Below are 11,654 nucleotides of genomic sequence, written 5' to 3'. Positions count from 1 at the left end.
CCACGCCCTGCGCCGCCAGCCGGTCGAGCACCTCGCCGTAGACCGGCAAGAGTCGTTCGAGCAGCTCGAGCTTGTCGAAACGCTCGGCAGCCTCGCCCTTGAGCTTGCCCAGCCAGAGATAGGTCAGCGGGCCGATCAGCACCGGCTTGACCGCATGGCCTAGCGCCAGCGCTTCTTCGACTTCCTCGAACAGTTGCGACCAGGACAGCTGGAACTGCTGATCGGCGCTGAACTCCGGCACCAGGTAGTGATAGTTGGTATCGAACCACTTGGTCATCTCCTGGGCCTGGGCGCCACCGCAGCAGCTGTTCGTCACGCCACGGGCCATGGCGAACAGCGTGTCCAGCGTCGGTTGGCCATCGGCCGGGCGGAAGCGCTGCGGCACCACGCCGAACATCAGCGAGTGCGTCAGAACCTGGTCGTACCAGGCGAAGTCGCCCACCGGCAGCAACTGGATACCGGCATCGGCCTGGGCTTGCCAGTGTTGTGCACGCAGCTGACGACCAACCAGGCGCAACCCCTGCTGGTCCAGCTCGCCCTTCCAATATGCCTCCAGAGCTTTCTTCAGCTCGCGGTCCGCACCAATGCGTGGAAAACCGAGGTTGTGCGCTACAGCCATTTCTCACTCCAAATGTCGTTCTGCATGAATGGGCTGATTGTCCGCGCCATGACTGCGTGAAACAAACTCATGTAATTACATTTGAAATATAGAAATATTCATGCAGGAGCATTTCGGGGCCTCAGGGCTCTAAAAGAAACCTCCCCTACCAGGCGTATTCATGAACCCGGATCAGCCACCGCAGAATCTCGAAAGCCTGCTGCAGCGTCTCGAACAGGCCGGCGAAGCCGACCAGCCGGTGACCATCGAGTGCATGCTGCAGGCCACCGATGAGCGCAGCTTCGGTGCCCTGTTGCTGGTGCCAGGCTTGCTGGTGTTCTCGCCGCTGTCGGGAATTCCCGGATTGCCCAGCGTGTTCGCGGTGATGGTTTCGTTGATCGCGCTTCAGCTGCTGATCGGCCGGAAGCACTTCTGGCTGCCCAAATGGCTGCTGCGGCGTAGCGCCTCGCGCAGCAAGTACGACAAGGCCATAGCCTTCCTGCATCGCATTGCCGGCTTCGTCGACCGGCTGCTCAAGCGGCGGCTGACCTTCCTTACCAACGGCCTGGCGAATCGGCTGAATGCCGTGCTGTGTCTGGCAATCGCGGCCACCATGCCGCCGCTGGAGCTGATCCCGTTCGGCAACTCCACTGCCGGCGCGGCGTTGAGCGTGCTGGGGCTGGGCATGATGGCCCGCGACGGCGCGATGATCCTTGCCGCGCTGCTGTTCTTCTTTGGTCTGGCCTACATGGTTTCGCGGCTCTGGTTCTGAATGGCCCGGCCGATTGCGTAGCGGCCACTCGACAGCATCCAGATGCTGGGACACACTTGCGACGGATGAGCGTTGCTCATCTGCTTATTCATTCAGGGAACATCAGGCCTGCTGCTCGAGCTCGTGCTGATCCCGCTTCGCAAGGTAGTTCGGCATGCTGGAAATTCGTCACCTGAAGACGCTTCATGCACTTCGGGAAACCGACAGTCTCGTCGAAGCCGCCGAGCGCCTGCACCTGACGCAGTCGGCGCTTTCCCATCAGTTCAAGGAACTGGAAGAACGCCTCGGCCTGCAGCTGTTCGTGCGCAAGACCCGCCCGGTGCGCTTTACCAGCGCCGGCCTGCGTCTGCTGCAATTGGCGGATCTGATGCTGCCTCAACTGCGCAGTGCCGAACGTGACCTCGCCCGCCTGGCCGGCGGAACCGCCGGGCGGCTGCACATGGCCATCGAATGCCACAGCTGCTTCCAGTGGCTGATGCCGACCATCGACCAGTTCCGCGATGCCTGGCCCGAGGTCGAGCTGGATCTGGCCTCGGGCTTCTCCTTCGCCCCGCTACCGGCCTTGGCGCGCGGTGATCTCGATCTGGTGGTCACCTCCGACCCGCTGGAGCTGCCCGGCATCACCTACGTGCCGCTGTTCACCTACGAGGCCCTGCTGGCGGTGGCGAACCAGCATGCACTGGCCGCGCGGCCGTACATCCGACCGGAAGACCTGGCCAGCGAGACGCTGATCACCTACCCCATCGAACGCGACCGCCTGGATATCTTCACCCGCTTCCTCGAACCGGCCGACATCGAACCGGCGCAGGTACGCACCTCGGAACTCACTGTGATGATGATGCAGCTGGTGGCGTCGGGGCGCGGCGTCTGTTCACTGCCGAACTGGGCACTGCACGAATACAGTTCACGCGGCTACGTCACCGCCAAACGGCTGGGCGACAAAGGTCTGTTCGCCACGCTTTATGCGGGCATCCGCGCCGACATGCTCGACTCACCCTTCATGCGCGACTTCCTGCTGACCGCCAAGGACACCTCCTTCGCCACGCTCGAAGGCGTCAGTGCCGCGCCGAAGGTGCGCTGACAGCGGGTCAGCGCCGCCGCGCCAGGCATACGCCAAGACCGATCAACCCGGTTGCCACGCCGCCGATCAACAGCCAGCGCTTGTCATCATCCGGCGACGAGCGCCAGCCGCCATCGATGCGCCGTTGGCCCAGCGGCGGATGAAAGAGATTGCCTGACGAGGGCGCCACTCGCTGCGCGCGGCCAAGCGCGAAGCCGGTCAGCAGCCCATTGAGTCGATCGAAGCCCGGGGTGAGGAAATGCGCCAGGCGCAGCAATGTGGCGGTCGCGCCGACCGACGTGGTGTGGCGCGGATGCAGGGCCAGACTGACCATGGCATCGGCCACCTGACGCGGATCGAGCAGCGGTGGCGGCGGCTGCAACGAGCGCCCGGCGTAGTTGCCGCCGTCGCGAAAGCCGGGGGTATCGACAATGCCGGGATACACGTCGCAGATGTGAATCCCCGGCCAGGCTCCCAGTTCGCCGCGCAGCGCCTGGGACAGGCCGCGCAGGCCGAACTTGCTGGCCGAATAGGCCGCCGCGAACGGTTGCGCCACCCAGCTGCCGACCGACAGCGTATTGATCAGCACACCGCTCTTTTGCTGCTTGAAGTACGGCAGCACCACATGGGCGCCACGCAGATAGCCGAGCAGATCGGTCTGCACCACTTGTTCATGGGCATCCAGTGGCGTCTCGTCGAACGCGCCGACCGCGCCGATGCCGGCATTGTTGATCCACACATCGATGCGCCCCTGGCCGAACTCCGCCGCAGCGCTGGCCAGTGCTTCGACCTCGTCGCTGTGGGTGACGTCAGTGGGCACCACCAGGACTTCGCCACCGAGCGCGCGGCATTCATCGGCGGTTTCCGTCAGCGCTTCGGCGTCGCGCGCGGCAAGCACCAGCCGCGCGCCCTGGCGGGCGAAAGCCTGGGCAGCGGCGCGACCGATGCCGCTGGACGCACCGGTCAGCACCACCAGGGCGCCGTAGAGTTTTCCGTAGGCCATCGTCGTTCCTCCGCAGTCTGCTGTCGTAGTTAAGCTGACAGCGACGTCGCGCCGAACATTCCCCCCGATGGTCGGCGCGATGCCCCGCGCGCAGGAACGTACTCAAGCCTGGGCGACGCTTCCCGCCGCTTCGTCCGCCCAGGGGTCGTAGGTGCCGAAGCTCCACAGATGCCCTTCGATATCGCGGCAGGTGAAGCCGCGACCGCCGTAATCCTCGTCCTTGAGCTCGACGACGATCTGCGCCCCGACCGCCTTGGCCTGAGCGTAGAGCGCATCGGCGCTGTTGACGATCACGTAGATGCCCTGGGTGGATGCGCCGCCAATCTCATCGGGCTGGCGCAGCTGCTGGCCATACTCGGAATCGACTACCGGTCCGACCATCAGCATGCCGTTGCCGAAAGCCAGTTGTGCATGAGTGATGCCGACCTGTTCGTCGCGGTACTGGCGTTGGCATTCGAAGCCGAAAGCACGACAAAGCCAGTCGATGGCGCTGGCCAGGTCGCGATAGCGCAGGCAGGGGATCAGGCTGGCCGAGGTGTTCTTGCTCTGCTGAGACATACACAGCTCCCATCATGGGCTGCCGAAGGGCTGCCCTTCTTTCATGAGAGCCACACCGTAGCGATCAATTCCCTTTCAGAGGCGTTCGCTCAAGCCCAGGCGAATACCCAGGGCGATGAGCATCGAGCCCAGCGCCCGGTCCAGCCACTGGCTTATGGCCGGATTGTCGCGCAGCGCCTGGGTGGCGCGGGCCGCCAGCAGCACCACAGCGCACTCGATGATGATCGCCACCACAACCACCAGCACGCCGAGAACCAGCAGCTGCAGCGGTACGGAGCCATGCTCGGGGCGGACGAACTGAGGCAGGAAAGCCATGAAGAAAATCGCCGCCTTGGGGTTCAGCAGATCGACCAGCACGCCCTGGCGATAGGCTTTCCAGGCGGACGCTTGCGGTGCTGCCTTGAGGGCCAGCACGGTTCCGCCGCCGGCCGAGCGCAGAGCCTGATAGCCGAGATACAGCAGATAGACGGCACCGACGTACTTGACCACCGTAAACGCCAGCGCCGAAGTGGCGAGGATGGCCGAGATGCCCAGCGCGGCGAACGCCACATGCACCAGCGCCCCGCTGCATACACCACAGGCGGAAATCATACCGATACGGCGGCCGCCACTCAGGGTGCGTGAAATCACGTAGAGCAGATCCGGCCCGGGCGACAGATTCAGTGCCAGCGCCGCCGAGAAGAACACCAGCCAGAACACGGGATCAACCATCGCTCCATCTCCATCTACGTGGCCAGACCGAGGCCATCCATCCAAGAGATCAGACTCTAGGACGGAAGCATTCCGAGTTCCAGCAGATTCTCTGAATACTCTTTTCGTCGGGATGCTGACGCAAAATTTAACTTTTGACTTTTTTTTGTCGCAAAGCTGAACTACTTTCAATTGCCAGACGGGACCGCTCTCTGCGCGTCACGCAATCAAGGACTGCCCATCAACATTCAGCAAAGGACATGCGAATGAAAGACGACGTCGCGCCGGCTTTCCAGCCAGCCCAATTCCGCATAACGCTTCTCTCTGCCAGCAAGCTGCTCGACAGCACGCTGCGCCAGCACCTGTACGACTGCCCCAGCTGCACACTGGTGCATATGGTCACGCCGCGATCCGAACAGATCGATTCCGCGCTGGTGCTGCTGGATGTCGCCAGCTACGACCGCAACGATTGCGTGCACCTGCTCCGCCAGTTCGGCGACGCACCGCTAGCATTGATCAACGCCCAGCCCGATCAGGCGCGCAGACTGGTTGAAACGCACCCCTGGATCCGCGGGGTCTTCTACCGCGCGACGCCACGCGCCATGTTTGTCCGCGGTATCCAGACCATGCTCGCCGGGGGCGACTGGCTACCTAGGGAGCTGATGGAAACGCTGCTCTGTCGCTACCGGCAGCTCAGCAACGCACATCAGGTCATCGACGAGCTGACCCTGCGCGAAAAGCAGATCCTCGCGCTCGCCGGCCAGGGCCTGTCCAACGCGGCCATCGGTGAAAGGCTGCACCTGAGCATTCACACCATCAAGAGCCATGTGCACAACGCCCTGCGCAAGCTCGGCGCCAGCAATCGCGCCCAGGGTGCCTCGCTGGTGCTGGCCCACGTTGGTGAGGCGGTGTCGTGAAACGCACCGCCGCGTTGCTTCTGCTGCTGTTGAGCCTGACCGCTCAGGCCGACGAAGCCGAGCTGCAAGGATTCATCACCAACAACACGGTTTCCCGCTCCGGTCACGAGTTCTACCTGCGCTTCTGCGAACGCCTGAACGACATCAGCACCCTGGACTTCAACCTTGCCATCAAGGAAAGGCCCTCGGCGCGCTGGGGGGTTCTGGTCTGGGTAGAGCACGAGAACCAGACCCTGTATCGCCGCTTCCTGCAGCCCAACGTGGCGGACATGAAGGAACCAGCCTACGAGGCCGCCGATTTCGTCGTGCAGGAAATCAACCGGCGCAAGATCGAAGCGTTGTTCGAAGACAACATTGACATGGCCAAGGACGAACTATGAAACAGCACATTCACAAGGCGCTCGGCACGCTGCTCGCCAGCCTGCTGCTCTGCACTGGCGCCAGCGCCACCGAGCTGGTGTACACCCCCGTCAACCCATCCTTCGGCGGTAGCCCGCTCAACGGTGCCTGGCTGCTCGGCAACGCGCAGGCGCAGAACAGCAAGAAGGACCCGGATGCCATCGATCGCTCCTCGCTGCTGGAAAACCAGTCCGCCCTGGACCGTTTCACCAGCCAGCTGGAGTCGCGCCTGCTGGGCGATCTGCTCAGCGGCGTGACCGATGGCAAGACCGGCACCGTGACCACCGACGATTTCATCGTGCGCGTCTACAACGGCGACGCCGGCATGCTGATCGTGGAAATCACCGACCGTCTCACCGGCGAAATGTCCGAAATCATAGTCGGTCAGAACTGACCCTTCAAGGAGAAACAAAGGCCATGAGAAGCCTATTCGTAGCCATAGGGATGATGGCTGTACTGCAGGGTTGCGCCGTTCGCGAGCCCATGTCTGCCGACCAGCACCCGCCAACCCTGACCCCACGTACCTCGACCTACCAGGACCTGCTGGCGCTACCGCGCCCGAAAGGCCCGCTGGTAGCTGCGGTGTACGGCTTTCGCGACCAGACCGGCCAGTACAAGCCCACTCCGGCCAGTTCCTTCTCCACCGCGGTGACCCAGGGCGCGGCCAGCATGCTGGTCGATGCCATGCAGGCCAGTGGCTGGTTCGTGGTGCTCGAGCGTGAAGGCCTGCAGAACGTGCTGACCGAGCGCAAGATCATCCGCGCCTCGCAGGCCAAGCCGGACGTGGCACCCAATATCCAGTCCGAACTGCCGTCGCTGCTGGCGGCCAACATCATCATGGAAGGCGCCATCGTCGCCTATGAGACCAACGTGCGCAGCGGCGGCCAGGGTGCGCGCTATCTGGGCATCGGACTGTCGCAGGAGTATCGCGTCGATCAGGTCACGGTGAACCTGCGGGCCATCGACGTGCGCAGCGGCAGGGTGCTGTCGAACGTGATGACCACCAAGACGATCTTCTCCGTCGGCCGTAGCGCCAACGTCTACAAGTTCATCGAGTTCAAGGAACTGCTCGAAGCGGAGGCCGGTTACACCACCAACGAGCCGGCCCAGCTCTGCGTGCTCTCGGCGATCGAGGCTGCCGTGGCGCACCTGATCGCCCAGGGCGTCGACCGGCGCCTCTGGCAGACCGCCGAAGGCAGCGGTGGCGAGCATCCGGCGCTGAGCAAGTACCTGAGCAAACTGGACTGATCCGAGTCGTCGGCGCAACGCCGACGACGCTTCAGCGTTCCTCCAATCTCCCTTTCCGGCTGACGGCACGCTTCATGGCGATGCCGTCTGTACGGCCGTGCGCCATCAGCTATCGGGCAGTGCCCCCGGATGCAGCAGCCTGTATCGCCAATCGCCGCCCGTTACGCACCGGATCGCAACATTTTCAATCATTGGATGGATGTTCGCCGCCCCGATTAGGGGCAAGTATGTCGACATCAGAGCCCATCAGGACAGGACGCCATGACTCGCTCGCAACGGATTGCGCATGACCTGCTGCTACCGGCAGTTCTGCTACTGGCTACTGCCAGCCACGCCGATATCCCCGTCTCGATCGATCTTGCCCCCAACGAACTGGCCTACCTCACGGCCGATCCGTCCGCCCATGCCGGCATCAGCGGCCAGGGCGCCGTGGCGCTGGTCCAGCAGTCCGGCGAGAGCATGACCGGCCGCATCGCCCAGACCGGCTCCGAGCTGGAGGCCTACATCATCCAGAGCGGTTACGCCAACGGCGCCAGCATCGAGCAGATCGGGCAAGGCAACGCGGCGCTGATCAGCCAGAACGGCTTCGACAACGACGCCCACATCGAACAGACCGGCTCGGACAACCGCGCCGCCATCGCACAGCAGGGCTCGAGCAATCGAGCCCTCATCGAACAGACCGGCAGCGGGCATAGCAGCAATGTCAGCCAGAGCGGCCGAGGTCTGACGGTAGTGGTTCGCCAGTACCGCTAATCCCAAGGAAATACCGCTGTACTTAAAACATCCATGGAGTGACAAAAATGTTTAAGTTCAAACCTCTTGTAGCAGCCATTCTGACCGTCGCCACTGCCCAGGCCTTTGCCGCCGAGAACACCTCGGAGCAGAACCAGCACGGCATCAACAACAACGCAGAAGTGCTGCAAAGCGGCGGTTCGGGCAACTTCGCCACACAAAACCAGAGCGGTTTCAGCAACGACGCGATGGTCGAGCAAGCTAACTCGCAGGCCACCACCGCCACCCAGACCCAGACCGGTAACTTCAACAATGCCGAATCCCGCCAGAGCGGCGCGCTGATGACCGGCTCGACCCAGACCCAGAGAGGCTGGGGCAACGATGCACTGGTAGAGCAGACCGGCACCTACAAGACCGGCGCCACGCAGAACCAGAAAGGCGTTGACAACGTCGCCGAGACGTTCCAGGCCGGCTCGACCATGGCCAACGCCACCACTAACCAGGACGGCAAGGACAACTACGGCCTGATCACCCAGACCGCCACCTTTGGCAGCCAGGCGGTGGTGAACCAGAACGGCGACCTGAACAACGCCAGCATCACCCAGCTCCTCAGCAACAACGACCGCGCAACCATCACCCAGCAAGGCGTCGACAACGATGCGCATGTCACCCAGATCCTCAGCAGCGGCTCCATTGCCGAAGTCGAGCAGAGCGGCTGGCGCAACGACGCCATGGTTTCGCAGACCGGCGTGCTGCACGAGGCTTACGTCAAGTCCGACGGCAGCAACAACAGCGTCGACGTCGACCAGAGCGGCAATGCGCAGAACGCCTTCGTCCTGCAGCACGGCGTAGGCAACGACTCCAGCATTGTGCAGAGCAACGGCTGGCTCGGTGGCAACAACACCGCCACTACCGAGCAGTCAGGTATCGGCAACGAAGCCGACGTGTACCAGGACGGCCGCAACCAGACTGCCAAGACCATCCAGGAAGGCGGCTTCAACGTTGCCTCCGTGGAGCAGCAGGGTCGTGGCAACGATCTGCACTTCCACCAGGACGGTACCGGTAACGAGCTGAACGCCGTGCAGCATGGTACCGACAACGAAATCGTCGGCGTCAGCTATGGCTGGGGCAACAGTGCCGATCTCGAACAGGACGGCCGCGACAACCTGGCCACCGTTCGCCAGGAAGGCTCGCTCAACGACGTGATGCTGAGCCAGAGCGGCGCCGATCACCTGATCAAGGTGACTCAGAACGGTGTCGGCAACGAAGCCATCGCCAGCCAGGCCGGCTACGGCAATGCGGCCTACATCAACCAGAGCGGCTGGAACAACACCGCCCTGGTCACCCAGCAGTAAGCTCGTTCGCTACACCCGACTGCCGGCGCCCTGCCGGCAGTCGCGCTTCCTCTCTGCGCGATTCCCGTCCCGCACTTTGCCTTGGCCAGTCGGCGCACCGTTTCGGTGGCGAGCCTGGCGATCGGCCATCGCAGCGCCCCAAACTGAAGCAAGCTGACGCATCGGTCAGGTCATGCCAGCGCGCTCACCTCCCGCCCGACGGCCCGGCCATCCGCGAACCTCCTTCATCCGATAAAAATAAATCCTTTCTTATCAACCATTTATCCTTAACCACAATGGAATATCCGGTATTGGCGCGACGCTTGCTATGTGACCCAAAGCCTGACCGCTTGGACAACTTACAAGCTCATTCAAATGCCAATACGGAGACACACTCAATGAAGCGCAGCCTGACCACCGCAGCCCTCGCGGCCGGGTTCATCCTCAGCAGCCAAGCCATGGCCAGCCCAATGTTCTGGCAGAACAACAGCCTCACCTACCTGTACGGCAAGAACTTCGCAGTCGATTCGGGCCAGGATGGCCGCGAAGCCGCCATCCAGCAGACCATCACCTTCGAACATGCCAGCGGCTGGACCTGGGGCGACATGTTCCTGTTCGTCGACCACAAGTGGTTCAACGGCCATTCGGGCAAGGACGGCCGCACCTACTACGGCGAATTCAGCCCACGCCTGTCGCTGAGCAAGATCAGTGGTGCGGACCTGTCCTTCGGTCCGGTCAAGGACGTGCTGATCTCCGCGACCTACGAACGCGGCGAAGGGCGCAACCGCAACTATCTGCTCGGCCCGGCCGTCGACCTGGCCGTTCCCGGTTTCGATCGCCTGGCCATCAATACCTACTACCGCGAGCCCGACGGCATCACCGGCAAGCCGGGCGGCCAGTGGCAGATCACCCCGACCTGGGCCATCACCATTCCGGTCGGCAAATCCGACATCCTGCTCGACGGCTACATCGACTGGGTGGTCAACGACGCCGGCTCCAAGTCCAAGGGCGACTACCTCGCCAAGAACTTCCACTTCAACCCGCAGGTCAAGTACGACCTCGGCAAGGCCCTGGACTACACGCCCGGCAAGCTCTATGTCGGTATCGAATACGACTACTGGACGAACAAGTACGGCGTCGAGGACAGCAGCGCCTTCAACACCGACAACAACGTCACCAACTTCATCGTCAAAGCGCACTTCTGATGCGCCTCGCCGCCCGCAAACCGGGCGGCACTCGTTCGGTGCCAGTCGCTATCCTGGCCGCCACAAGCGCAACGGCTGCATCGAACAGCGAAACTCGTGCAGAATCAGCTCGGCTCGACCATCACCCCGGGCGGTCCGACGGCATTTCCCGGGGCTGCGAGGCGAATGAACGCAGCGCATAGGCCATCATCCTCAACACGCAGCAGGCCCGCCCCGCATAGTGGAACAGGCAACCGCCAGCGCGCTCACGGACAGGGAACATGGACAAGAACAACGCACCCCAGCCGCTCTACACCGCCCAGGGCAAGCCCGCCGGCCGCATTCGGCAGAAGAACGAGGAAAGCATCCTCACGGCGGCCGCCGAAGAGTTCGCCCGCTACGGCTTCAAAGGCACCAGCATGAACGCCATCGCCACCCGCGCCGGGCTGCCCAAGGCCAACGTGCACTATTACTTCAACAGCAAGCTGGGGCTGTATGTCGAGGTCATGCGGCATATCCTCGAACTCTGGGATACCGCCTTCGACGACGTGACCGTCGACGATGATCCGGCCATTGCCCTGGCCGAATACATCCGCATCAAGATGGAATTCTCGCGACGCCACCCACAGGCCTCGAAGATCTTCGCCATGGAAGTCATCAGCGGCTGCGAGTGCCTCTCCGAGCACTTCAACCAGGATTACCGCAACTGGTTCCGCGGCCGCGCCGCAGTGTTCGACGCCTGGATCACCGCCGGCAAGATGGACCCGGTCGACCCCATGCACCTGATCTTCATGATCTGGAGCAGCACCCAACACTATGCCGACTTCTCCGATCAGATCCGCCGTATCAACGGCAAGCGCATGACTCGCGCCGATTTCGCCCACGCCAGCGACAACCTGATCGCCATCATCCTCAAGGGCTGCGGACTGACCCCGCCGCCACCCGCGGATCGCTGACCGACCGTGGCCCGCAAGCTACGCATCCACTCCCCGGCCATCCACTACTTCGACATGGTGCGGCGCTGCCAGTCGATTCGCGAGGCGTCGCGCCGGCTCAATGTCGCCTCATCGGCGGTGAACCGGCAGATTCTCAAGCTCGAAGACGAGATCGGCGCGCCCCTGTTCGAACGCCTGCCCGGCGGGTTGCGGCTGACCGCCGC

At 63.1% G+C, this 11,654-nt stretch carries 14 protein-coding genes and 1 pseudogene; 11 read left to right on the top strand and 4 right to left on the bottom strand.

The genetic code is table 11. From position 1 onward, the window contains the following. Window positions 1–619: pseudogene (locus tag LO50_RS14065) on the bottom strand (5-methyltetrahydropteroyltriglutamate--homocysteine S-methyltransferase); the annotation flags it as partial. A gap of 160 nt (window positions 620–779) precedes the next feature. On the opposite strand from LO50_RS14065, the gene LO50_RS14060 reads away from it, so the two are divergent. Both LO50_RS14060 and metR read left to right on the top strand, forming a co-directional pair. Next, entirely contained in the window at window positions 780–1,370 is a 591-nt protein-coding gene (locus tag LO50_RS14060; protein ID WP_044315395.1) for an exopolysaccharide biosynthesis protein, read from the top strand. 154 nt (window positions 1,371–1,524) lie between these two features. Beyond that, window positions 1,525–2,451, top strand: a complete 927-nt coding sequence (gene metR, locus LO50_RS14055; RefSeq protein ID WP_014821082.1) for a transcriptional regulator MetR — start codon at window positions 1,525–1,527, stop codon at window positions 2,449–2,451. Between the two features lie 7 nt (window positions 2,452–2,458). On the opposite strand, the gene LO50_RS14050 is transcribed toward metR, so the two are convergent. The 3 genes from LO50_RS14050 to LO50_RS14040 form a co-directional block, all read right to left on the bottom strand. Beyond that, the gene (locus tag LO50_RS14050; RefSeq protein WP_041014645.1) at window positions 2,459–3,433 is read right to left on the bottom strand and encodes an SDR family oxidoreductase; all 975 of its coding nucleotides are present in this window, start codon (window positions 3,431–3,433) and stop codon (window positions 2,459–2,461) included. 102 nt (window positions 3,434–3,535) lie between these two features. After that, window positions 3,536–3,991, bottom strand: coding sequence for a VOC family protein (locus tag LO50_RS14045; RefSeq protein WP_044315394.1), 456 nt, complete (start codon window positions 3,989–3,991; stop codon window positions 3,536–3,538). Window positions 3,992–4,066: 75 nt separating this feature from the next. Further along, on the bottom strand, window positions 4,067–4,702 hold the full coding sequence (locus tag LO50_RS14040; protein ID WP_044315393.1) for a LysE family translocator: 636 nt from the start codon (window positions 4,700–4,702) through the stop codon (window positions 4,067–4,069). Window positions 4,703–4,947: 245 nt separating this feature from the next. Between LO50_RS14040 and LO50_RS14035 the strand changes: the two genes are divergently transcribed. The 9 genes from LO50_RS14035 to LO50_RS13995 all read left to right on the top strand — a co-directional run. Next, on the top strand, window positions 4,948–5,598 hold the full coding sequence (locus LO50_RS14035; RefSeq protein ID WP_014821086.1) for a helix-turn-helix transcriptional regulator: 651 nt from the start codon (window positions 4,948–4,950) through the stop codon (window positions 5,596–5,598). Then, window positions 5,595–5,978 (top strand): curli production assembly/transport protein CsgE, encoded by a 384-nt coding sequence (csgE, locus tag LO50_RS14030; RefSeq protein WP_014821087.1) that lies wholly within the window; start codon window positions 5,595–5,597, stop codon window positions 5,976–5,978. The genes LO50_RS14035 and csgE overlap by 4 nt, the downstream gene beginning before the upstream one ends. Then, window positions 5,975–6,391 carry a curli assembly protein CsgF gene (locus LO50_RS14025; RefSeq protein ID WP_014821088.1) on the top strand — a complete coding sequence of 139 codons (417 nt, stop codon included), beginning with the start codon at window positions 5,975–5,977 and terminating at the stop codon, window positions 6,389–6,391. Before csgE ends, LO50_RS14025 begins: the two co-directional genes overlap by 4 nt. Before the next feature lie 23 nt (window positions 6,392–6,414). Further along, entirely contained in the window at window positions 6,415–7,245 is an 831-nt protein-coding gene (locus tag LO50_RS14020) for a CsgG/HfaB family protein (protein WP_036998768.1), read from the top strand. A gap of 261 nt (window positions 7,246–7,506) precedes the next feature. Beyond that, window positions 7,507–7,998: a curli production assembly protein CsgB gene (locus LO50_RS14015; protein ID WP_014821089.1), complete on the top strand. Its 492-nt coding sequence runs from the start codon at window positions 7,507–7,509 to the stop codon at window positions 7,996–7,998. A gap of 47 nt (window positions 7,999–8,045) precedes the next feature. Continuing rightward, complete coding sequence (locus LO50_RS14010) at window positions 8,046–9,332, top strand: PPE repeat-containing protein (protein WP_044315392.1); 1,287 nt, start codon at window positions 8,046–8,048, stop codon at window positions 9,330–9,332. Window positions 9,333–9,709: 377 nt separating this feature from the next. After that, window positions 9,710–10,516, top strand: a complete 807-nt coding sequence (locus LO50_RS14005; RefSeq protein ID WP_044315391.1) for an outer membrane protein OmpK — start codon at window positions 9,710–9,712, stop codon at window positions 10,514–10,516. A 260-nt stretch (window positions 10,517–10,776) separates the two neighbouring features. Beyond that, window positions 10,777–11,451, top strand: coding sequence for a TetR/AcrR family transcriptional regulator (locus tag LO50_RS14000; protein ID WP_044315390.1), 675 nt, complete (start codon window positions 10,777–10,779; stop codon window positions 11,449–11,451). Window positions 11,452–11,457: 6 nt separating this feature from the next. Beyond that, a partial coding sequence (locus LO50_RS13995) for a helix-turn-helix domain-containing protein (RefSeq protein ID WP_044315389.1) occupies window positions 11,458–11,654 on the top strand: 197 nt, incomplete at its 3' end.

The sequence above is a fragment of the Stutzerimonas stutzeri genome, from assembly GCF_000935215.1.
Classification (GTDB): Bacteria; Pseudomonadota; Gammaproteobacteria; order Pseudomonadales; family Pseudomonadaceae; genus Stutzerimonas.
The sequence above is the reverse complement of the archived record's forward strand: the minus strand, read 5'-3'. Positions and strand labels throughout refer to the sequence as shown.